Annotated in this window: 19 protein-coding genes; 12 read left to right on the top strand and 7 right to left on the bottom strand. The window is 72.1% G+C overall.

Annotated elements, in window-relative coordinates:
• The first annotated feature begins 26 nt into the window (after positions 1-26).
• From R2J75_RS05060 to R2J75_RS05030, 7 genes are all read left to right on the top strand, one after another.
• Positions 27-326, top strand: a complete 300-nt coding sequence (locus tag R2J75_RS05060; RefSeq protein ID WP_243331656.1) for a (2Fe-2S) ferredoxin domain-containing protein — start codon at positions 27-29, stop codon at positions 324-326.
• Positions 323-2,056 carry a [Fe-Fe] hydrogenase large subunit C-terminal domain-containing protein gene (locus R2J75_RS05055; protein ID WP_316411199.1) on the top strand — a complete coding sequence of 578 codons (1,734 nt, stop codon included), beginning with the start codon at positions 323-325 and terminating at the stop codon, positions 2,054-2,056. Before R2J75_RS05060 ends, R2J75_RS05055 begins: the two co-directional genes overlap by 4 nt.
• Positions 2,040-3,215 carry a SpoIIE family protein phosphatase gene (locus R2J75_RS05050; protein ID WP_243331651.1) on the top strand — a complete coding sequence of 392 codons (1,176 nt, stop codon included), beginning with the start codon at positions 2,040-2,042 and terminating at the stop codon, positions 3,213-3,215. The genes R2J75_RS05055 and R2J75_RS05050 overlap by 17 nt, the downstream gene beginning before the upstream one ends.
• Before the next feature lie 11 nt (positions 3,216-3,226).
• Entirely contained in the window at positions 3,227-3,478 is a 252-nt protein-coding gene (locus tag R2J75_RS05045) for a hypothetical protein (protein WP_243331650.1), read from the top strand.
• A gap of 81 nt (positions 3,479-3,559) precedes the next feature.
• Positions 3,560-4,975 carry a monomeric [FeFe] hydrogenase gene (locus R2J75_RS05040; RefSeq protein ID WP_316411198.1) on the top strand — a complete coding sequence of 472 codons (1,416 nt, stop codon included), beginning with the start codon at positions 3,560-3,562 and terminating at the stop codon, positions 4,973-4,975.
• A gap of 69 nt (positions 4,976-5,044) precedes the next feature.
• The gene (locus R2J75_RS05035; RefSeq protein ID WP_316411197.1) at positions 5,045-6,571 is read left to right on the top strand and encodes a MutS-related protein; all 1,527 of its coding nucleotides are present in this window, start codon (positions 5,045-5,047) and stop codon (positions 6,569-6,571) included.
• Between the two features lie 228 nt (positions 6,572-6,799).
• Positions 6,800-9,361, top strand: coding sequence for a DEAD/DEAH box helicase (locus tag R2J75_RS05030; protein WP_243331635.1), 2,562 nt, complete (start codon positions 6,800-6,802; stop codon positions 9,359-9,361).
• Here R2J75_RS05030 and R2J75_RS05025 read toward each other — a convergent pair.
• From R2J75_RS05025 to R2J75_RS05015, 3 genes are read right to left on the bottom strand one after another with little or no spacing between them, the layout of a single operon-like run.
• A complete protein-coding gene (locus R2J75_RS05025) occupies positions 9,309-10,106 on the bottom strand; it encodes an alpha/beta fold hydrolase (protein ID WP_316411196.1) in 798 nt (265 codons plus the stop codon). The two genes, R2J75_RS05030 and R2J75_RS05025, sit on opposite strands and share 53 nt — an antisense overlap.
• A 58-nt stretch (positions 10,107-10,164) precedes the next feature.
• On the bottom strand, positions 10,165-11,475 hold the full coding sequence (locus tag R2J75_RS05020; RefSeq protein WP_316411195.1) for a porin: 1,311 nt from the start codon (positions 11,473-11,475) through the stop codon (positions 10,165-10,167).
• Positions 11,476-11,498: 23 nt separating this feature from the next.
• Positions 11,499-12,902 (bottom strand): MFS transporter, encoded by a 1,404-nt coding sequence (locus R2J75_RS05015; protein WP_316411600.1) that lies wholly within the window; start codon positions 12,900-12,902, stop codon positions 11,499-11,501.
• Positions 12,903-13,129: 227 nt separating this feature from the next.
• Between R2J75_RS05015 and R2J75_RS05010 the strand changes: the two genes are divergently transcribed.
• From R2J75_RS05010 to R2J75_RS04995, 4 genes are all read left to right on the top strand, one after another.
• Positions 13,130-14,068 carry a LysR substrate-binding domain-containing protein gene (locus R2J75_RS05010; protein WP_243346221.1) on the top strand — a complete coding sequence of 313 codons (939 nt, stop codon included), beginning with the start codon at positions 13,130-13,132 and terminating at the stop codon, positions 14,066-14,068.
• A gap of 94 nt (positions 14,069-14,162) precedes the next feature.
• Entirely contained in the window at positions 14,163-15,416 is a 1,254-nt protein-coding gene (locus R2J75_RS05005; protein WP_243331624.1) for an amidohydrolase, read from the top strand.
• Between the two features lie 18 nt (positions 15,417-15,434).
• Positions 15,435-16,946 (top strand): MFS transporter, encoded by a 1,512-nt coding sequence (locus R2J75_RS05000; protein ID WP_316411194.1) that lies wholly within the window; start codon positions 15,435-15,437, stop codon positions 16,944-16,946.
• Positions 16,947-17,054: 108 nt separating this feature from the next.
• Positions 17,055-18,287: a hypothetical protein gene (locus R2J75_RS04995; protein WP_243331619.1), complete on the top strand. Its 1,233-nt coding sequence runs from the start codon at positions 17,055-17,057 to the stop codon at positions 18,285-18,287.
• Positions 18,288-18,322: 35 nt separating this feature from the next.
• Here R2J75_RS04995 and R2J75_RS04990 read toward each other — a convergent pair whose 3' ends face one another.
• From R2J75_RS04990 to mscL, 4 genes are all read right to left on the bottom strand, one after another.
• The gene (locus R2J75_RS04990; RefSeq protein WP_243331617.1) at positions 18,323-18,652 is read right to left on the bottom strand and encodes a hypothetical protein; all 330 of its coding nucleotides are present in this window, start codon (positions 18,650-18,652) and stop codon (positions 18,323-18,325) included.
• Positions 18,653-18,661: 9 nt separating this feature from the next.
• Positions 18,662-19,294, bottom strand: coding sequence for an NUDIX hydrolase (locus R2J75_RS04985; RefSeq protein WP_316411193.1), 633 nt, complete (start codon positions 19,292-19,294; stop codon positions 18,662-18,664).
• Positions 19,291-20,601, bottom strand: coding sequence for a hypothetical protein (locus R2J75_RS04980; RefSeq protein WP_316411192.1), 1,311 nt, complete (start codon positions 20,599-20,601; stop codon positions 19,291-19,293). Before R2J75_RS04980 ends, R2J75_RS04985 begins: the two co-directional genes overlap by 4 nt.
• A gap of 445 nt (positions 20,602-21,046) precedes the next feature.
• On the bottom strand, positions 21,047-21,451 hold the full coding sequence (gene mscL, locus R2J75_RS04975; RefSeq protein ID WP_243331610.1) for a large conductance mechanosensitive channel protein MscL: 405 nt from the start codon (positions 21,449-21,451) through the stop codon (positions 21,047-21,049).
• Between the two features lie 503 nt (positions 21,452-21,954).
• Here mscL and R2J75_RS04970 point away from each other — a divergent pair.
• Positions 21,955-22,236 carry a cupin domain-containing protein gene (locus tag R2J75_RS04970; protein ID WP_243331608.1) on the top strand — a complete coding sequence of 94 codons (282 nt, stop codon included), beginning with the start codon at positions 21,955-21,957 and terminating at the stop codon, positions 22,234-22,236.
• Positions 22,237-22,542 lie beyond the last annotated feature (306 nt).

Here is a 22,542-nt window from a genome sequence, read left to right as displayed (position 1 = left end):
GCCTCCCCCTTCCCTGAGGAGTCCCCATGCCAGCCAACGAACCGCACCCGGGCCCCGGCCCGGGTCCGGCGGAAGCTTCGCCCGCCGCCCCCAAGCCGGTCCTCACCGTCTGCCTCGGCAGCTCCTGCTTCACCCGGGGCAATGACGACCATCTGCCCCACATCCAGGAATGGCTTCGCGCGCGGGGCCTGGAGGACCGGGTCACCCTCAAGGGGAGCCGCTGCGAGGGCATGTGCCAGCAGGGCCCCAACCTCCGCCTGGACGGCGAGCTCGTCCACGGGGTGTCTCCCGAGGCCCTGGAGGCCCTGCTGGAGCGGGTGCTGTGAGGAGCGGCCCCGTCCGCTCCGAAGCGGCCCAGTGCCAGGACTGCTACAAGTGCCTGCGCCAGTGCCCGGTCAAGGCGATCCGGGTGGCCCAGGGCCACGCGGCCATCGATCCGGAGCGCTGCGTCGCCTGCGGCGCCTGCGTCGAGGCCTGCCCCGCGGGCGCGAAGCGGGTGCGGGACGACCTGCCCCGGGTGAAGGGCCTGGTGGCCGGAAGCGGCCCCGTGGTGGCGTCCCTGGCGCCCTCCTGGATCTCCGAGTTCCCCGGGCTGGCCCCGGCCCGCATGGCGGCCGCCCTGCGCCGCCTCGGGTTCGCCGGGGCCGGCGAGACGGCCCTGGGCGCCCAGGAGGTGAGCGCCCGCATCGCCCGCGACCTGGACCGGGAGAAGGGCCGCCTCTGGCTGTCCACCGCCTGTCCCGTGGCGGTGAGCCTCGTGCGCGGCACCCGCCCCGACCTGGCCGCCCACCTCACCCCGGTGGCCTCGCCGGCCCAGGCCCACGCGGCGATGCTCCAGCGCGCCTTCGGCGCGGAGGCCAAGGTGGTCTTCATCGGCCCCTGCATCGGCAAGAAGCTGGAGGCGGAGAGCCACCCCGGCCTCCTCGCCGCGGCCCTCACCTTCGAGGACCTGCGGACCTGGCTGGACGACGCGGGCCTGGCGCCCGCCGACCTGGAGCCGGGGCCGGACGACGCCTTCGCCGGAGGCCCCGCGGCCGAGGGCGCCTTCTATCCCGTGGAGGGCGGCATGGCCCGGGCCACCCGCCTGAACATGGCCACGGACCGGACGCGCTTCCTCACCCTCGCGGGCGTCACCGCCATCCGGGAGGCCCTCGAAGGCCTCCGCCCCCCGGCGGAGGGCAACCTGTTCCTGGAGCTCCTGGCCTGCGAAGGCGGCTGCGTGCGGGGGCCCAAGGCCACCCGGCGCTCCCCCGTGGAGGCCTACATGCGCATCCTGGACGCGGCCCGGACGGAGCCCGGCGCCTACCCCCGCTCCTGGGGCCCCGGGCTGGGGCGGACCTACGACCCGCGTCCGCAGGCGGGCCCGGTCTTCCGGGACGACCAGCTGGAGGCAGCCCTGCACCAGATCGGGAAGCGCTGCGCCGGGGACGAGCTCAACTGCGGCGCCTGCGGGTACGACACCTGCAGGGCCCTGGCCTCCGCCATCCTGGCCGGCGACGCGGAAGGGCTCATGTGCGTCTCCAACCTGCGGCGCCTGGCCGAGAAGAAGGCCAACGCCCTGCTCCGCACCCTGCCCCTGGGGGTGGTGATCGTCGACCAGGACCTCCGCATCATCGAGAGCAACGAGGAGTTCGCCCGCATCATGGGCGAGGACGCCCTGACCGCCTACCAGGCCATCCCCGGCCTCGCCGACGCCCGGCTCGAGAAGTTCGTGCCCTTCGGCGACCGGTTCCGGGAGGTCCTGGCCGGCGGGGACGAGATCATCCGCCAGAACCTGCAGTGCGGCGAGAAGGTCCTCAGCGCCACGATCTTCGCCGTGGAGCCCCACCAGGTCGCGGGCGCCCTCCTCCTGGACGTCACGGGCGAGGAGGAGCGCCGCCGCCAGGTCATCGGGAAGGCCGAGCTGGTGATCCAGAACATGCTCGGCAACGTCCAGGAGATCGCCTTCAGCCTGGGCCGCAACGCGGCCCGCTCCGAGGGCATCCTCAACTCCATCATCGCCGAGTTCTCCGGACAGGAGCGGACCGGGGGAGGTGCCCATGAGCCCCGCCCCTGAGGCCCTCTTCGTGGAGGTGGACCACCACGCCCTGGCCTGCGACCGCGAGCGGCTCGCCGGCGACGTCTTCCTCAGCCGCAAGATCGAGGAGGGGCGCGTGGTCTCCGTCCTCGCCGACGGCCTCAGCTCGGGCCCGGAGGCGGCGGTGCTGGGATCGGTCACCGCCGCCATGGCCCAGGAATACGTGGCCTGGAACATCGACACCGAGCGCGCCGCCACCATCCTCATGGACTCCCTGCCCGTGGATGCGGTCCGCCGGGTCAGCTACTCCACCTTCACCATCGTGGACGCGCGCGTGGACGGCCGGACGCGCATCTTCGAGCACGGGAATCCCCCCTTCCTGCTCGTCCGCGACGGCGAGGCCGCCGAGGTGGAGCGCCGCTGCCACACGCATCCCCGCTGGGGGAACCGGCGCCTCCACGTGAGCGAATTCGAGAGCCGGATCGGCGACCGCATCGTGCTCTGCTCCGACGGCGTGACCCAGTCGGGCATGGGCAGCGACGCCCATCCCCTGGGCTGGGGGGAGGGACCCATGCGCGACTTCCTGCTGGGCAAGGTGCGGCGCAACCCGGACATCGGGGCGCGCCGGCTCAGCGAGCTCCTCGTCGACCGGGCCCTCTGGAACGACGGGGGCACCGCGGGGGACGACATCACCTGCGGCATCATCCAGTTCCGTCACCCCCGAACCCTCTACGTCCTCACGGGTCCTCCCTACGACGAGGCCCGGGACCGGGAATTCGCGGAGCTGGCCCGGACCCCGGGCGTGCGGAAGGTGGTCTCGGGCGGCACCACGTCCACCATCGTGGCCCGCGAGCTGGGCCTGGAAGTGGAGATGGACCTCGGCCAGTACGACCGGGAGGTCCCGGTGCCCTCCACCATGCCGGGCGTGGAGCTCGTCACCGAAGGCTGCCTCACCCTCGGCAAGGTCGCCGAGTACCTGGAGGCCGGGGCCGCCCCCCGCCGCAACGCCGCGAGCCGGATGATGGACCTCCTCCTGGAGAGCGACGTCATCCATTTCATGGTGGGCACCCGCGTGAACGAGGCCCACCAGGATCCGGCCCTCCCCGTGGAGCTGGACATCCGCCGCAACGTCGTCAAGCGCATCGCGGCGCTGCTCGAGCAGCGCCACCTCAAGACCACCGCCACCTCGTACTTCTGAGCAGGATCGCCATGGAACCCCTCACCGTCACCATCTGCGCCGGAACCGCCTGCACCGTCATGGACGGGACCGGCCTCCTCCTGCTGGAGGACCAGCTGCCCGAGGGCCTGCGGGGGCGCGTCCGCGTCCGCGGCGCCCGCTGCCTGGACCACTGCCGGGAAGGCCGGGGCCTGGAGGCCCCCTACGTCCTCATCGGGGACGAACTGATGGGGCGCGCCACCGTCGCCAAGGTGGTGGCCCGCCTGGAAGAACGCCTGGGCTGACCCCCATCGGCCCCACGTCCGCCGCCTCGCTAGAGGCGAGGCGGCAGCCTGCCGGCGCCCCCGGGCGCCCACGAGGAACCCATGCCCAACGAAACCCAGACCAGCCGCCTGCGCCGCGAACTCATGGTCCACCTGGCCCGGGGGATCCAGGAGGGCACCCTGGCCGAGCGGGTGGACCGCCTCCCCCTGGAGCTCCGCCCCCGCCACCCCCGCCCCGATCCCCTCCGGTGCTGCGTGCACAGCGAGCGGGCCATCCTCCGCTACCGGATCATGGCCCTGCTGGGCTTCGGCGCCGAGGACGAGACCGACGAGCTCAAGCCCCTGGCCGCCTATGCCCGGGAGGCCCTGGCCCGCCGCCGCAGGGACGACCGCCTTCTCACCGTCATCGACGAGGCCTGCAGCGCCTGCGAACGGGGCCGCCACACGGTCACCGACGCCTGCCGGGGCTGCGCTGCCCGCCCCTGCACCCTGGCCTGCCCCAAGCACGCTATCCGCCTGGAGTACGGCCGGGCCGTCATCGATCCCGCCGCCTGCGTGAACTGCGGCAAATGCCGCGACCTCTGCGCCTTCCAGGCCATCCACAAGCTGTCCGCCCCCTGCGAGCGGGCCTGCCCGGCCGGAGCCATCGCCCGGGGCGAGGACGGCAAGCAGGTCATCGACAGGGCCCGCTGCGTGGCCTGCGGCCAGTGCCTGGCCAAGTGCCCCTTCGGCGCCGTGGCCGAGGTGTCCGAGCTGGTGGACGTGGCCGGGGCCCTCGCCCGGGGGGAGGCCCTGGTCGCCCTCCTCGCCCCGGCCCTGGCGACCCAGTTCGACGTGTCCCTGCCCCACCTCGCCGGGGCGCTGCGGGAAGCCGGCTTCCAGGGCGTGGTGGAGGTGGCCGCCGGCGCCGACGCCGTGGCCCGGCAGGAGGCCGCCGAGCTCGTCGAGCGCCTGGAGGCCGGCGAGCCCGTCCTGACCACCAGCTGCTGCCCCGCCTTCACCGGGCTGGTGCGGGCCAAATTCCCCGCCCTCGCCCCCCGGATCTCCGCCACCCCCACCCCCCTGGCCGTGGCCGCGGGCCTGGCCGAGGCGCGCTTTCCCGGGGCCAGGCGGGTCTTCATCAGCCCCTGCGTCGCCAAGCGCCGGGAGGTCCTGGAGGGGGACGGGGCCCACCACGTGCTCACCGTTGAGGAACTGGGCTCCCTCTTCCTCGCCCGCGGCCTGGAGATCGCCGCCTGCGCCCCCGTCGACCCCGACCTGCAGGCCAGCCCCGCCGGCCGCGGCTTCGCCGCCGCAGGCGGCGTCCGGGCCGCCGTGCTCGCCCACCTCGCCGGCGAAGCCCCGGCCTCGGAGGCCCTGGCGGGCCTGGGCCCCGACACCCAGAAGGCCCTGCGCGCCTATGCGTCGGGCAAGGGCCCCGCGCGCTTCCTGGAGGGCATGGGCTGCGAGGGCGGGTGCGTCTCCGGTCCCTGCACCCTCGCCGACCCCCGCCTCGCCAAGCGCCGCCTGGGCCCGTAGGCGCCCATCGCCGGGTATGCTGTCCCAGCGCCCCCGGACCATCGATCCCCGCGGGGCCCTGGATCCCCCATGCCTCCGACGCCCCCGGAACCCCGCGACCTGGACCTCGTCCGGCTCTACCACCAGGCCCTGGGCGATGCGCCCGGGACGGTGGACGGCGACACCTGGGCCGACCTGGCGCTGGACGAGGTCTTCCGGCGCTTTGACCGGACCGCGAGCTGGATGGGGAGCCAGATGCTCTACCGGCGCCTGCGCGTCCTGGCCGCGGACGACGCCGACCTGGAGGCCCGGACCCGCGCCTACGCGGCCCTGCGCGCGGACCCGGCCTGGGCCGCCAGGGCCCGGCGGGTCCTGGCGCCCCTGGGCGGCCCCGGAACCCCCTTCCTGGCCCCCTTCCTCATCCACGGCCTGCCCGACCAGCTGCCCAGCCCCGGGCTTTACATCGCCTGCGCCCTGGCCCCCCTCGCCTGCATCCTGGGGGGTCTGGTCGCACCCTGGCTCCTGATCGCGTCGCTGGCCTTCCTCTTCGTCAACATCGTCCTCAACGAGACCGTGGGGCGCCGGCTCTCCGTGCATGGCCCGGCCTTCTCCCGGCTCCACGCCCTCCTCGCCGCGGCCGACGCCCTGGCCACGCTCCCCGGCGGCCCCCCCCTTCCCGCGCGGGCGCGGCTCCTGGCCCTCCGGCCGGCCCTGGCCCGCGTCCAGGCGCGCCTGAGCACCCTGGCCGTGGACCGCAGCCAGCTGCCGGAGCTGGCGGCCGTCGTCTTCGGCTACCTGAACATCCTCTTCCTCCTGGACGTGGTGGCCTTCCTCTGGGCCGTCCCAGCCCTCCTGCGCCACCGCGGCGACCTGCTGGCCGCCCTGGAGGCCCTCGGCGAGCTGGACGCGGACCTGGCCATCGCCGCCGTCCTGGACGCCGCGCCCGGAGCCTTCATCACCCCGGCCTTCGGGACCGGCCGGGACCTGGACGTGCGGGACCTGACCCACCCCCTCCTGGCGGACCCGGTGGGCAACGACCTGGCCGTGCGCGGGCGCTCGGTCCTCATCACCGGCTCCAACATGGCTGGCAAGACCACCTTCATCAAGACCGTGGGCGTCAACCTGGTCCTGGCCCAGACCCTGCATCTGGTCCGGGCGGCCCAGGCCACCCTCCCCCGCCTGCCGGTGGCCTCCTCCATCCGCCGGGAGGACCGCCTCGAGGCGGGCCAGAGCTACTACCTCGTGGAGATCCAGCGCCTGAAGGCCTTCGCGGACACCCCCCGGCCCCACCTCCTCCTCATCGACGAGATCCTCCGCGGCACCAACACCGTCGAGCGGGTCGCCGCCTCCACCGCCCTGCTCCGCCACCTGGGCGCCACCCACCTCGTCCTCGTCACCACCCACGACTTGGAGGTGGGCCAGGCCCTGGCCGACGGATTCGACGTCCACCATTTCGCGGAGCAGGTGACCGGTGACGCCTTCGGCTTCGATTACCGGCTGCGGCCGGGTCCCGTCTACACCCGCAACGCCATCCGGCTTCTGGAGCTGTCGGGCTTCCCCGCCCCCGTCACCGAGGAGGCCCGTCGATTGGCGGGCTCCGTCTCCGCCCCGGCCTGAAAACCAAACGTGGGATCCGATTCCAGGTGGAATCCCCCGCGCGCCAGGACAGCCCCTGTCGCGCGGTCGGCCCTATCCTGCAGGGGCCGGCCGCACCTGGGCCTGCACGGTTAACCTTTCCGTGCCAAAGGTTAGCGAACCCATCATACTGAGGCGTTCATCCCCCCGACAGCAGGACCGTTCCCCGGTCTTCTTTCCCCCGGCCCCGGAAGGCCCCGCGAGTTCCCCATGGATGCTGCCCGATCCCTCGATTCGATCCGAACCGCCGCCCTGGCCCTGGGTCTGGACCCCTGCGCCGAGGTGACCCTGCCTGGCTGCCCCGCCCGGGTGCGGCCCCTCCCCGAAGGCCTCCACCCCAGGCTCCGGGCCCTCCTCGCCCAGCAGGTCCCCCAGGGGCTGTATGCCCACCAGGCCGAGGGCATCGCCGCCGGCCTCGCCGGGGAGAACCTGTGCCTCGCCACCCCGACGGCCTCAGGCAAGAGCCTCGTCTTCATGGCCACCGCCCTCCACGCGGTGCTCAGCCGCCCCGGCACCCGGGTCCTGGCGCTCTACCCGGTCAAGGCCCTCATCCAGGACCAGCTCGACAAATGGAGGCGGCTGCTCGATCCCCTGGGCCTCTCCTGCGCCTTCATCGATGGGAGCGTCCCCCCCGCGAGCCGGGCTGCCCTCCTCGAGCAGCACCCGGTGATCCTCATGACGCCCGACGTGCTCCACGCCTGGATGCTGAGCCACCTGGAGCACGCCGCCGTCCGGCGGTTCCTTGCCGAGCTCCGCCTGCTGGTCCTGGACGAGGCCCACGTCTACGAGGGCGTCTTCGGCACCAACATGGCCTACCTCCTCCACCGCCTCCAGGCCGTGAGCGCACTCCGCCAGATCATCGCCAGCACCGCCACCGTCGGCGATCCGGGCACCTTCCTGGAAAAGCTCACGGGCCGGACCATGACCGTCTTCGACCAGGATTCGGACGGCACGGGGCGCCCGGGCCGGACCCTCCTCCTGCTCCGCCCCGCCGGGAAGGGCGCCTTCGAGCAGCACGTGGGCCTCCTGCGGGCCCTCCTCAAGCAGGGCGCGGGACGCTTCCTGGCCTTCGCCGACTCCAGGAAGATGGTCGAACAGATCGTCTCCGCCCTTTCCCGGTCCGAAGGCGCCCCCGAAGGCTCCGAGGACGAGCCTGCCCCCGAGGGCCTGGAGCGGGCCGCAGTCCTCCCCTACCGCGCAGGCTACGAGGATGATGACCGGAAGATGATCCAGTCGGCCATGGAGAAGGGGGAGCTCCTGGGCGTGGTGTCCACCAGCGCCCTTGAGCTGGGGCTCGACATCGGCGACCTCCACATCGTGGTCATGCTCGGGATCCCGGCCTCCATGAAGGCCTTCTGGCAGCGAGCGGGGCGCGTCGGGCGGCGGGCCTACGGCATCTGCCTGGTGGTCGACGACCGGGGCCTCGCGACCGCGGGGGGGCAGTCCTTCGAGGATTTCCTGGCCCGCCCCGTCGAGGAGAGCTGGCTCTACCTGGAGAACCGCTACGTCCAGTACGCCAACGCCCTGTGCGCCGCCTTCGAGCTCTCCGCCGCCGACCCCCGGGCCGTGGACCGGAGCGTCTTCTCCAACCTGCCGGAGCTGTTCAGCAGCCTCCTGGACAACGAGCTGAACCCGTCGCTGGCCGTCCCCGAGGACCTCTACCCCTTGAAGCAGCGCGCCCAGGGCGGCCCGCACCTGGAGTTTCCGGTCCGCTCCGGCATCGAGAAGAGCCTCGCCATCCGCCTCCAGCGCGGGCCCCACCTCCAGCCCCTCGGCAGCGTCTCCTTCTCCCAGTCCCTGCGCGAGGCCTTCCCGGGGGCGGTCTACTACTACATGGGGCGGCCCTACCGGGTCTTCCAATACAAGCTGCGCAACGGCGAGATCAGCGTCAAGCCCGAGAGGCGCGTCACGACGAAAGCCACGCTCCAGAGCAAGGTCTTCCCCAAGTTCACGGGCGGCACCCTGAACCTGACCGCAAGCGAGGAGGGTTTCATCGCCGAGGCCGAGGTCCAGGTCAGCGAGCGCATCGTGGGCTTCACGGAGCAGCGGGGCAGCGCCCGGCTCCAGGTCCAGTACGGGCCCGACTGCGCCTGGGCCCAGCGCCCCCTGACCCGGTTCTTCGAGACCACCGGCGTCTGCTGGTACTTCGACGACCGCGCCGTGCTCACCGAGGAGCTCGGGCAGGCCCTCCTCTTGGCCTTCTGCGCCAAGTTCGGCATCGCGGCCCGCGACCTGGGACTCGGCCAGTTCTATACCCAGGAAGGGCCCAACGGACTGGGCGTCTGCAGCGGCCTCTGCGTCTACGACGCGGCCCACGGGAGCCTCCGGCTCACCCAGCAGCTCATCGAGGCCTTCCCCGACGTGATCGAGACCGCGCTGGCCTTCGCCGAGGACGACCCCGACGCGAGCCAGGAACTCACCGATGGGCTGCAGGCCCTCCTGGACCTGACCCTGGCCACGAAGCAGAAGGCCTGCCGCCAGGCTGCGGTCGTCCCCGCCGGCGACGAGGACTGGGCCACCCTCCCCGCCCCCGGCTCCCGGGCCCTCCTGCGCGAGGACGTCGGCAGCGCGGACGAAGTCACCGTGAAGGGCTGGCGGTTCACCCCCAAGGGCCTGATGGTGGACCTCGTCCCCACCGACCCCAAGGTGTCCAGCTGGCTCGTCCGCGCGGCCTCCGTGGTCCCCATCCATGGCGAGACCCGGCTCCTGCGCGTCAACCTCACCACCGGCGAGGAGACCCCCCTCGAGGCGGCCCTGGCCGCGGCGCGCTAGCCAGCCGCGCCTCCAGTTCCCGGATGGCCCCCGCCAGGGAGCGGGGGCGGTCCAGCATGATCCAATGCCCGGCGCCCGCGAAAACCGCCACGGCGACCCGAGGTATCCGGTCCAGGCCCTGGGCCGCCATCCAGGCGCGGAAGGCCCGGGACCCCGGTTCGGGCGCCTGCCGGACGCAGACCAGGACGGGCACGGTCAGGCCGGCGGCGAGCTCCGCCCCCTCCCCGCGCCCCAGGCTCGCCAGGTAGCCCAGCAGCACTTCGGGGCCCACCGCCAGCGCCTCGGCGACCCGCGCCCGCCCCTGGGCGGGGGAAGCGGCCCTGCTGCCGAGCATCACCCGCAGGACCGGCTCCGGGTCCCGGGCGACGGCGGCCAGGGCCGCCGGCGGGAGGGGGGCCTCGAGGCGGAACGTCTGGTCGATCAGCACGAGGGCCCGGGCGCAGGCGGGGTGCCGCCGCACGGCCAGGGCCGCGATGTACCCGCCCAGGGAATGGCCGACGAGCACCGGATCCGGGAGGTCCAACCGGTCCACCGCCGCCGCCGTCGCGTCCGCCAGGTCCTCCAGGTCCACGCGGGGCTGCCGCAGGGGCGTCCCCCCATGCCCCGGCAAATCCAGGCAAACGACCTGATGGTCCCGGGCCAGGTCGGAGCGGAGCGGTTCCCACACCTTCCCGCTCCCGCCGAGCCCATGGAGGCACACCAGCCCTCGCCCCGTCCCCTCGCTCCTGATCCGATCCCGGAACATGCCCTCCCCTCACGGCCCTTTCCAGGCGTGCGCCGGCGGGGCAGGAGGTTCGGGCCGTCTAGAAAGCGAAGCGGAACCCCACGCCGGTGAGGCCGTTGGTGGTGTAGCAGCCCGGGATCGCCATGCCGCCCGAGGCCTCGTTGCCCATGTGGCCGGCGTAGACCTCGAACCGCCGGGTGATGCGGTAGTCCACGAGCACCGACACGTACCTGGACGTCCCGTGCTTGGCGGAGGCGATGGGGTTCCCGCCGGAATGATCGTTCTGGTCGACGTGGTAGACGGCGGCCTGGACCACGAGCCTGGACGTCGCGTCCCAGGACCCGCCCAGCCACGTGACGTTCAGCTTGCGGGCGCCGTTGGCGTACCGGGTGACGTTGACCGGCTTGGCGATGAGCACGGAGAACAGGCTGTCCAGGGCCTGGTCCTCCACGGGATGGCTGGGGTTCGTGTACGTGAGGCGCTGGTACCCGGCCTTCAGGGTGACGGGACCGAAGCCGTACTTGAGGTTCGCCATCCAGGAGGCCGTGTCGAAGGCCGTGGCCACCACCGTGCCCAGCGGCTGGGTGGTGCCGTTGGGGCTGCCCAGGGCGAAGGCGTCCTGGGAGGCCTGGTAGCTGACCTGGAGGCCCAGGGGGCCCCGCTCGTAGCCCGCATTGGCCTGGATCCCGCTCTGCGCCCCCGGCGCGCCGGCCACGTTGCCGAACTTGTACAGGGCCCCCAGGTTGAAGGCGCCGAGCCTGACCTTGTACTTCAGGCTGCTGTCCACCCGCGACTGCTCCGTGGAGCCGCCGCCCCCGTACGTGCCCGAGAAGCCCAGGGGCGAGAACAGCTGGGCCGCGCCGAGGGGATCGTAGGCCACCGCGTTCTCCATCATCAGGCTGATGTTGCGCCCGAAGGTGAGGGTGCCGTAGCGCTCCGAACTGACGCCCGCATAGCAGGCGCGGGCGAAGAGCTGGTTGTTCACGGCGGAATCCCCCGCCCAGCCGGGACCCAGGGCCGTGTTGCTGGCCAGGCCGACGGCGGAGTTGCCCACCACCCCGGAGGTGCCCACGAGGCAGGCTTCCAGGTGGGCGATGGCCTTCCAGCCGCCGCCCAGGTCCGCGGAGGCCCGGATGCCCCACCGGGACTGGGAGACGCCGCCGGCGAACATGCCGAAGACCGCCTTGCGGCCCGTCAGGGCCACCGGCGCGGTGCTCGGCGGCAAGGTGCCATCCCAGTTGAGGCTGTGGGGCATGTAGCCCACCCCGGCGTCCAGGAGCCCGTAGAGGGTGGCGGAGAACGCGTCGGTGGCGATCGACAGGGGGTTCGCGGGGGCCTGGGCCAGGGCGGGCAGGCCGGCGCAGAGCAGGAGGGCGGGAAGGCGCTTCATGGGGACTCCTCGGGGAAGGGAACTCACGCGGCGTGGGTGGGGGTGAGGAAGCTGGGGACGAGGCAGGCCAGGACCGCGGCCACCAGGCCGAAGGCGATGCTGGTCCGGGCCGCCGCGTGGAGGCTGCCGGTGCTCTGCAGGACCGCGCCGAAAATGGCCAGGTGGATGGCGATGCCGAAGGCGCCGCCCAGGGAGCTGCCCATCTTGAAGATCCCGCCGGCGAGGGCCGCCTTGTCCGCGGGCGCCTCGTTGATGGCCAGGGTCGTTGCCGGGGTCATGAAGAGGCCCAGCCCCACGCCCAGGAAGGCGAGGCCGATGAAGACCCAGGTGAAATAGAGCACATTGCTCTGAACGAACGTACAGGCGAGGGGAACCACCAGGCCGATGAGGCTGAGGCCGCCCAGCATCATGGGCAGGCGGGGGCCGGTGATCCGGGCCACCTTCTCGCCGACCCGCAGCAGGGCCAGCACCGCCAAGGCGTAGCCCAAGGTCAGGAGGCTCGCCTGCATGGCGGACAGGCCCCGGCCCTTCTGCAGGTAGATCATGATCACGACCAGCACCCCCAGGAGGGAATTGACGAACAGGTTGGCGACCACCGCCCCGGTGAAGGCCCGGCTGCGGAACAGGGAGAGATCGGCGATGGGAGCGGCCTGGCGCCGTTCGTTCGGGATGAAGATCGCCAGCATCAGGGCGAAGAGGCCGAGGCTGCCCAGGGTGGGCAGGCTCGTCCAGCCCCAGGCCTTGCCCTTGCTGATGAAGAGGTTCAGCGCCAGGAGGCCGAGAATGAGGGCCGAGAACCCGACCCCATCGAAGGGCCGCCGGCCCGTGGCCGGGGCCTTCCGCTCCGGCGCGGACCGGAGCAGGAAGAAGGCCCCCAGGATGCAGGGGACGGCCAGGAGGAAGGCCCAGCGCCAGCCCGCGTGGGTGGCCAGGATGCCCCCGAAGAGGCTCGAGAAACTGGCGCAGCCGGCCGTGGCCAGGGACCAGTACGTGATGGCCCGGGGCCGCTCGGCATCGCCGTAATAAACCTTCACCAGGCCGAGGGTGGCGGGCATGACGATGGCCGCCGACAGCCCCAGGAAGAACCGCCCGGCCACCAGCGGCCCGATGCTGGGTGCCAGGCCGCAAAGCAACGCGCCGACCAGGCCCACGCCCAGGCCGATCCGGGTCAGGCGGATGCGCCCGAACTGGTCGGCCAGCCCCCCCATGGGCATGATGCAGATGCCCGCCGTCAATCCAGCCAAGCTGACCGCCAGGGCCAGGTTGGGGTCCGCCACGCCCAGGGGCAGGTGGAGGTCCCGGGCGATGCTCGGCACCAGCGGATTCATGGACAGGGCGAAGAGCCAATAGATGGAAACGGCGATGCACATCCCGAACAGCACGCTGGGGGGGCAAACGTATCCCTTCCCGGTGCCCCCGGCCGGCATTGCGGCAGCTTGCGGCAGGTGAGACATGGATCGCTCCTGGGTTGGATCAGGTGGAGGCCAAGGCCCATGCGCACCCCCCAGGTCAGGGGGTGGGGCCCCTACGTTGGGGCGTCCGTGCGCCCATGCTTGTCCGGTTCGATGGGGAAGTATGGGCTCCGCCCCCGGACCCCAAAAGGCATAATTTTGGGTAGAATGACCACCAAAAGTGTTCACCAGGAGGGGGCCCCATGAAGCTCCACCAACTCGAGGCCTTCCGCGCGGCCGTGGAAACGGGAAGCATCCGGGCCGCCGCCCGCCGCATGTCCCTGTCCCAGTCCGCCCTCACCAAGGCCCTCAAGGAACTGGAACAGGACCTGGACACCGCCCTGATCCACCGCAGCGTGCGAGGGATCCAGCTCACGGTGGACGGCAGGCGCCTGCTGGCCCGGGCTGACCTGATGCTCCGCCAGGCGGCCCTCGCCCGGGCCGAGATCCAGCAGGCCAAGGGCGCCGATGAAGGGAGCGTGGCGGTGGGCGTCACCCCCCTGGTGGCCCTGACCGTCCTGCCCCACGCCGTGGCCGCCTTTCGGCGCACCTTCAAGCACGTGAAACTGCACGTGGTGGAGGGCCTGGAGGGGATCGCCCTTCCGGGCGTCCGCCAGGGCCACCTGGATTTCGGCGTGCTCGTCATCGCCGGGGAGGCCGTGGGTGAGGACCTGGCCTTCGAACACTGGTTCAGGGCCTCCAACGCCGTGGTCCTGCGGGAGGGCCACCCCTGCGCCGGCGCCCGCCGCCTCAAGGACCTCCAGGACCAGGAGTGGCTCGCCACCAGCTTCGGCACCCACGGCCTGGGCACGCGCCTCCTCGGGTACTTCAGCGAGGCCGGCCTGCCTGCCCCCGCCCGCATCCTCAAGTGCGAATCCGTCCTTTCGGCCCTGAGCCTCGTGCGCAACACGGATGTCATCACCTTCATGCCCATGGGTCTGCTCGACTGCCCGGAAACCCAGGGGATCCGGGCGGTGGCCCTGCAGGACCCCCCGCCCCCCAGCGACATCGGCCTCATCACACGGGTGGACGTGCCCCTCACCCCCGTGGCCAGGGCCTTCGCCGACCTCATGAAGCACCAGGTCGCACGCTGGTGCGCCTCTCCTGCCGGCCGCAAGGGCTGCGGCAAGCGCGGCGCATGACCACTTTTGGTGTTCACCTTTGAATAAATAATGCCTTTTGGTGAGCTTACGGGGAACCGATCCTGGATGCGTCCAGATCCGGGAGGTCCCCCCCATGAACCCCTTCGTCGACCCTCTGCGGCCCCTCATCGCGCGGGTCCTGCCCCGCGTCGAAGCCCTGTACAAGGACTTCCACCAGCACCCTGAGCTGTCCCACCAGGAGGCGCGCACCGGCGCCGTCGCCGCCGCGTGCCTGCGCGACGCGGGTTACCGGGTGGTTGAGCAGGTGGGGGGCACCGGGGTGGTGGGCCTCCTGGAGAACGGCGCCGGCCCCACCGTCATGGTGCGGGCGGACATGGACGCCCTGCCCATCCGGGAGCAGACCGGCCTGGCCTACGCCGCCGCCTGCGAAGGCCTCAACGCCAAGGGCGAGCCCGTGCCCGTGTCCCATGCCTGTGGCCATGACATGCACCTGGCCTGGGCCCTGGGCGCGGCCCAGGTCCTGGCCGGGGCCAGGGATGCCTGGCGGGGCACCGTGCTGGTGGTCCTCCAGCCGGCGGAGGAGACCGGCACCGGCTCCCAGGCCATGCTCGACGACGGCCTGGTGGCGCGGTTTCCCCGTCCCGACGTGATCTTCGGGCAGCACCTGCTGCAGTACCGGGCCGGGACCGTCGCGTGCAAGGCCGGGCAGCTCCTGACCGCGGGCGACAGCCTCCAGGTCCGGTTCTTCGGGGCCGGCGGCCACGGCGGCATGCCCCAGAACGCCATCGACCCGATCGTGATGGCCTCCGCCGCCGTCCTCCGCCTCCAGGCCCTGGTGGCCCGGGAGGTCGCGCCCCAGGCCCAGGCCGTGGTGACGGTGGGCGAGTTCCACGCGGGGCACGCCGAGAACATCATCCCCGCCGAGGCCGTGATCAAGCTGAACGTCCGCACCACGGACCTCGCGGTCAGGGAGCACCTGCTCGCGGCCATCCGCCGCGTCTGCATCGCCGAGGCGAGGGCCTCCAACGCGCCCCGGGACCCCGAGTTCGAGCCGATCAACAACTTTCCCCTGACCCTCAACGACGCCGAGGTCACCCGGCGCGTGGCCGAGGCCTTCCGGGCCCAGTTCGGCGACCTCCTCTCGGAGGCCCGCCCCGTGGGCGCCAGCGAGGACTTCGGACGCTTCGGCCAGGCCTGGGGCACGCCCTACTGCTACTGGTTCGTGGGCGGCACCTCCCCCGAGGCCTACGACGCGGCGGCGCGGGAGGGCACCCTGGACGCCCTGCCCGGACCCCATTCCCCGTACTGGGCCCCGGCCCTGGACCCGACCCTGCGAACCGGCATCGAGACCCTCCTGGCCGCCGCCGGGACCTGGCTCGCCGCCTGACCTCCCGAAAGGCACCCCATGACCACCGAAACCCGTTCCTCCCAGGACCTCGGCACCGAGCGGCTGCTCTGGGGCATCGTCCTCGGCGTCGTCACCTTCTGGCTTTTCGCCGGTACCACCGGGACCATCGCCCCGGCCATCCTCCAGGACCTCAACGGCCCCCTTCCCCCCGGCGCCAAGGCCTGGCCCCATCCCGCCCTGGACCCGGTCTTCATGAACCTGGCCGTGTCCGTGACGGCCCTCTTCTCCGGCATCTTCATCGTCCTCTTCGGGGGCATGGCCGACCGCGTCGGCCGGGTGAAGGTCGCGCTCATCGGCAACGGCCTGGGCATCCTGGGCTCCCTCCTGATCGTGTGCGCCTCGGGCGCCCTGGCCCTGCCGCTGATGCTGGCGGGCCGCGCCATCCAGGGGCTGTCCGCCGCCTGCATCATGCCCGCCACCATGGCCCTGGTGAAGACCTGCTGGGACGGCAAGGCCCGCCAGCGCGCCGTCTCCATGTGGTCCATCGGATCCTGGGGCGGTTCGGGCCTGGCCTCCATCTTCGGCGGCTACATGGCCACCCTCGTGGGCTGGCGCTCCATCTTCCTGATCTCCATCGTCATCTCCGCCGTCTCCTACCTGCTGATCCGCGCCACCCCCGAACTCAAGGCCCAGGCCTCCGGCAGGCACCACCGCTTCGACGTCCCGGGGGTGGCGACCTTCCTGGTGGCCATGGTCGCCCTGATGGTGGTCCTGATCTTCGGGAGCCGGCTGGGCTGGACCCGCCCCGCCACCCTGGGCCTGGCGGCGGTGGGGGCCCTGGGCCTCTGGGCCTTCGTCCAGGTCGAGCGCAAGGCCCTGAACGCCTTCGTGGACTTCCGCCTGTTCCGGAACATGACCTTCACGGGCGCCACCCTGTCCAACTTCCTCCTGAACGGCACCATCGGCCTGCTCATCGTCAGCCAGCAGCTCCTCCAGGTGGGGGGGAGCCTGAAGGCCTCCGAGGCCGGCCTGCTGACCCTCGGGTACGCCCTGACGATCATCGCCTTCATCCGCCTGGGCGAGAAGCTCCTGCAGCGCTTCGGCCCCCGCAGGCCCATGATCTGGGGCTCGCTGATCGTGGCCGCCTCCTGCGTCCTGCTCCTGCCCACCCACCTCATGCTGGCCCAGTACCGCGTCCTCGCCGCCGTGGCCTACGCGCTGTTCGGCCTCGGCCTCGCCTTCTACGCCACCCCCTCCACGGACGCCGCCCTGGCGAACCTCCCCCCCGACCAGGCCGGGTCCGGCGCGGGCATCTACAAGATGGCCTCGTCCCTCGGCGGGGCCATCGGGGCGGCCGTGTCCCTCGCCATCTTCACCGCCTTCAGCGGCGCGAAGACCGGGGCGGGCTTCATGGGCGAGTTCCTGGCGATGCAGGGGCGCCAGGACAACACCGCCGTCCGGGCCGCGGCCTTCGCCGCGCTCCTCTTCAACCTCGTCATGGTGCTGGTGGCCATCGGCTCCATCATGCTGACCGTGCCCCGGCAGCCCAGGCTCCGCGACGAGGCCTGAGCCCCGGCCCCGCCCCGCGCCCCCGGTCCCGGCGGAACGCCGGGGCCGGGGGTGCGGCTACCATGTCAGCACAGGTCCAACCAGGACAGGGCGGCAGGGGGAGGCGGGATGGCATTGAACGTGGTGTGGCTCGGGCTCTTCTTCCTCGCCGGCGCCCTCGGTGCCTGGCGCTGGCTCACCGGCGCCGACCCCCACGTGTTCGCCGCCATGGCCCAGGCCTCCTTCGACGCCGCCAGGACGGGCTTCGAGGTGGCCCTGGGCCTCACGGGCGCTCTCACCCTCTGGCTGGGGATCCTGAAGGTGGGCGAGGCGGCGGGTGCCGTCCGCCTTCTCTCCCGCGCCCTTTCCCCCCTCCTGAAGCGGGTCTTCCCGGGCCTGCCCCCCGGCCATCCGGCGGCGGACGCCATGGTGCTGAACGTGGCCGCCAACCTCCTGGGCCTGGACAACGCCGCCACCCCCGCCGGCCTCAAGGCCATGAAGGAGCTGGAGACCCTCAACCCCCATCCCGGCACCGCCACCGACCACCAGGTCATGTTCATGGTGCTCCACGCGGCCAGCCTCACCCTCTTCCCCATCAGCATCATGGCCATCCGCGCAGCCTCCGGCGCCCGGAACCCCGCGGACATCTTCCTGCCCATCCTCGTGGCCAGCGCCTGTTCCGTCGCCGGCGGCTTCCTGACCGTGGCCCTGGTCCAGCGGCTGAAGCTGGCCGACCCCGTCCTGCTCGGGTGGCTCCTGGGCCTGGCCGCCGTGCTCGGGGGCGGGGTCGCCCTGCTCCTCCGCCTGCCCCACGACCGCGTCGAGGCCGCCTCCACCACCCTCGGAACCGCCCTCATGCTGGGCGCCATCCTCTGGTTCCTGGCCCTGGCCACCCTGCGCAAGGTCAACGCCTGGGAGGTCTTCATCGACGGCGCCAAGGAGGGCTTCCAGACCGCCCTTTCCCTGATCCCCTTCCTCGTGGGCATCCTCGTGGCCGTCGGTGTCTTCCGGGCCTCGGGCGGCATGGATCTCCTCGTGAAGGGCATCTGGGCCTGCGTCCGGTGGACCGGACTCCCCGAGGGCGCCGTCGGCGCCTTCCCCACCATGCTCATGAAGCCCCTGTCCGGCGGCGCCGCCCGCGGCCTGACCCTGGACGCCATGCGCACCTTCGGCGCCGATTCCTTCACGGGCCGCCTCTCCTGCCTCCTCCAGGGCAGCACCGACACCACCCTCTACGTCATCGCCCTGTATTCCGGCGCCATCGGCCTCAAGAAGACCCGCGCCGTCCTTCCCTGCGCCCTCGTCGCCGACGTCTGCGGCTTCCTTGGCGCCTTCGCCATGGCCATGATCTTCTTCCGGTAGGCCCCTTCCGCGCCCAGGCTTCCGCGGAAGCCGGATCAGGAACGCGACGGAGGCGGGCTCGCGCGCTGGAACGCGTACATGGCGCGCCACACCTCCAGGTAGGCGTCGTGCCGGGCGCTGTCCTGAACGGAATCCTTGAAGTTGCCGTACGCGATGCCGCGGACGGCGGCGGCCAGGGCCTGGGCCACCGCCTCCCGGTCGACGCGGGCCCGGTAGCGGTAGTCATTGCGGGGCGTCCGCTCCACCTGGGCCCCGGGGAAGACCCGCTCCAGGTCACCCTCGCGGCGGGCCCGCACCAGGAGGGTGGTGCCGTCGCCGCCCTTGTCCACGATCGAGAGGAAGGCGTCGTTGAGGAAGATCCACATGGTCTGCTCCTAGGAAAGGGGATGGGCCTTCTGGAGGGCTTCCAGGATGGGCGCGTCGTTGGGGTGGTGGAGGAGGCCCTTCAGGCTGGACGGGGGCGCCAGGTGCACCGCCTGGCTCTCCCACCCCATGGCCGCGGGCGTCCCGCCCTTCCGCCGCGCCAGGTAGTAGCGCGTCCGGGAGGTGCTGCGGGGGACGTCCACCAGGTGCGCGACGAGTTCCACCTGGAGCCCCGCTTCCTCGAAGACCTCCTTGAGGGCCGTCGCGCGCAGGCCCATGCCGTCGGCCTTGCCCTTGGGGAAGGTGGCCTGGTAGCCCCCGAAGGCATTGCTGGGCGCCACCACCCACACCCGGCCGTCGGGCTCCACCACCACCGCGCCCGCGGCGGCTTTCATGCCCTTCGCCTCGAAGGGCGGCTCCGGGAAGGCGCAGGGCTCCGCCAGGTCCTGCCAGCCGGCGTTCCCGGCCGGGGCCCCGCTCCAGGGCGAGAAGGGCACGCCGTTCAGCTGCTCCGGCAGGGGCCCGTCGGGGATGACCGTGGCGAGCGCGGCGGGATCCGGCCACGTCCCGGGAGGCGTGGGGGTGTGGGGCCTGGCGATCCTCACAGGCTGCTGGTGGTGATCGAGGCGGGGGTGGAGGGTCATCGGAAGCTCCTTTCGGGCGGGAAGTGGAAATAGGTCGCGCAGTAGGCCTCGAGCCGCTCCTGGATCCGGCGGAGGCCGCCCCATCCCTTCGGTAGATCGCACCACCAGCAGAACTCCGCCGTGTCGACCCCATGCTGGATCCGGAGAGAGAAGGTCACCCCATCCAGCCCGTCCTTGGACGGGGCGAAGGGCGCGATACGGAGGCGCCGCAGGCCGGAGACGAGGAGGTGGACCTCCTCCGGAGGAAGGAGCACGCTGGGCGGCCTCAGGGCCGGTTTCCGCGCGCCTGGGTCCGCGGCGAGGTGGAAGCGGAGGTGGGTCTGGCCCTGGTCGTGGTCCACGGTGAGCCCGTAGGCGGGCGCGAAGGACGGAGCGACCTGGTAGGCCAGCCGGAACCCCCCCCAGGGGTGCTCCTGCCCCTCGCGCAGGGGCGAATCCTCCCATGCGTCCCCCTCCCGGCCGCCGGGATCGCCATCCAGGACGGGCGCGCCGAGGGCGGCCTCGCGATCCGCGTCCCCCTCCCAGGTGAGGAGCCCCAGGCCCTCCAGGTAGGCCGTCTCGCCCTGGGTGACGCGCAGGACCGTCTCCTCGTCGAGGTCCGTGGCCAGCACCACGTAATCGGTCTCCCGGTCATCCACCACGCCGGGCGTTTCCGGAAGGAGGTGGCGCACCGCCTCCCGCTCCCGGATCAGGCCATCGTCCTCCTCGCAGCCGCCGAGGCCCGCCAGCATCAGGTAGCGGGCCTTGGCCTCCAGCACGCGCCGGACCACCTCCGCGTCGACGCCGGACCAGGCACTGGCGAAGCGCACCGCCTCCTCGGCCTCGTACACCTGACCCAAGAGGGGAGGATCGCCCGGCACCGCATCCATGGACCACCGCGCGAAGGGCCCCGCGAAGGCCTCGATCAGCTCCGGGTCGGGCGGGGCCGGCCTGGGCAGGGTCTCCAGCAGGCGCGCCTCATAGGCCGCCTCCAGGTCCCCGCCCCCGGCAGCGTCCTGCTCCAGGAAGCAGCAGAGCCGGTTGTCCGTCATGACGTCCACCCGCACCACCCGGAACGCGGCGTCCGGCTCGAAGACGACGGTCCCGGTGTCCCCGATGCGGGCACAGCGTTCCCAGGCGTGAATCCAGAAGATCATCGGGAAGTCGCGGGGCGCCCCGGTCCGCGCTGCGGCGGGGCCGAGGTGCCTGAGGACCGCCCCCGGCACATACGCGGCCATCTCCCGGGGCGCGAGGTCCGCCCCGCGCCAGCACCATCCCTGGAACGGCGTCCGGGGGGCGGTGGAAGAGACCAGGTGGGCAGGATGCATGGGAACTCCAGGGGCGAGGGGTTCGAGGAAGGGCGTCGCGGCCACCAGGGCCCGCCCCGGGCCTCGAATCGCGTGGGGGCCGGGTCCGGAAGCCGCCCCGGAAGCGCGCCGAAGCCCTGAAGACGCGCCCACGGGCCGAATGCCCAGGAACGGTCCGGGCATCAAGCCGCCTTGCGGGGTTGAACCCGGGCGATGCGCAAGGAGGGTTCCGACCACAGGCCCACCGGTGTCCCTCCCATCGGGAAAGGGGATCCGGCGGCCCGGCACGGACCGGGCCCCCTCGGGGGCCACGGAAGACCTGCCCCCAGGCTAAGGCCCCTGGCGCGTCAGTGGCTGTCCACTTCCCCCGGGCGGGGCGGAGGGCCTGAACCGCCCATCCGGCTCAGGGTCCTCCGGAACCCGCCCCTGCCCGGGGCGGCCGGCCTCCAGGCCCGGCCCCTGGCCTTCACCCTTCCAGTTTGCTCGTGCAGAACTTGCAGCGGGTGGCGGCGGCGGGGATGGTCTCCAGACACTCGGGACAGGTCTTGGTGGGCGGGGCGTCCGGGGCGGGTGCCTCCTCCTTCTTCCTCATGATGATGGCGAGGGCCTTGACCAGCACCAGGAAGACGACGCCCGCGATGATCAGGAAGTTCAGCGTGGCGCCCAGCACCAGGCCGATGCGGAGCTTGCCCAGCGTCCACTGCTCCCACACCATGTTCGCCGGCATGACGTAGCTCACGAGGGGCATGACGATGCCATTGACGAACGCCTTGACGATCTCCCCGAAAGCGCCGCCCACGACCACGGCGATGGCGAGGTCGACCACGTTTCCCTTCGCGACGAAGGCCTTGAACTCCTGGACAAGGGACATGGGGTTCTCCGATCAAGAGGCGCCGCGGGAGGCATTCCTGGGGCGCGGGGTCTGGACGGGCTTGGGGGCCGACCTGGCCTTCCCGGAGGGCGAACCGGCAGCAACCAATCCACCGGCCTCATGGGCCGCGCTTCGCAGGGGGCCCCCTTCGGGTTGTTGATAAATGCCACCTGCAAGCTATTCCCATGCACCCCCTTGCGTCAATGTTGAAAACCACTTGATACTCCAGCCAGCGGCCGCGAAGCGGCACCCCTGCCGTCCAGCACCCGGATCCACAGCATCTTCAAGAACACGGCGTTGGAACGCGGGCGCCCGGCGCCACCCCCCTTCCGGATCCCAGGACCTTGACCATGGAACCGTCCCCCGACACCCCTGAACCCCCTCGCGCACCCACTCCAGGGCCCGGGGCCTCCCAGATCCCTGCGACCTCTCCAGCGAGGCTGGCGGAATCCCTGACGGAGACATGGTCCCCCCGCGTCATCGGCGTCCTCGACGACTGCTATGTGAAGGTCGCGAAACTGCATGGCCAGCTCCTGTGGCACAGCCACGCCGACGAGGACGAGCTCTTCTACGTCCTCGAGGGGCACTTGAAGATCGAACTGGAATCCGGCGTCGTCCAGGTCGCCCCCGGGGAGCTCTTCATCGTGCCCAAAGGCGTGCGGCACAACCCCATCGCCGAGGACCCCTGCCTGGTCATGCTGCTGGAGCGGAAGAGCACGAAGCACACGGGGGATGCCCTGGACGCCCGGACCCGGTCCATCCAGGAACAGCTTCGCCCCCTCTGAGGCCCGCCCCTGCATCAGCGGGTTTTCACCCGTCGAGACCCGCCTTCAGTCGCCCTCCCCAGGTCCATGGAAATCCCGCCGGAGCGACCTTACAGAAAGGACTGGACGCAACTCCATGTCGTTCTAAACGAAGGGTAGAGCAGGCCCTCCCTGCCTGTCGTAGACTCCTGACCTCATGATTCGGTGCGGAGTCCTGGGACCGCAGTTCGTGGTCCCGCCGCGTTTTGGGGCATTTCTTGGCGCACGCCGCCCCCCACGAACAGGGGTGCCGGAAATAACAAGAACTCGCCCTCCCGCTCCTTCCTG

The organism is Mesoterricola sediminis, assembly GCF_030295425.1.
GTDB lineage: Bacteria > Acidobacteriota > Holophagae > Holophagales > Holophagaceae > Mesoterricola > Mesoterricola sediminis.
This window is presented reverse-complemented; position numbering and strand designations above follow the sequence as displayed.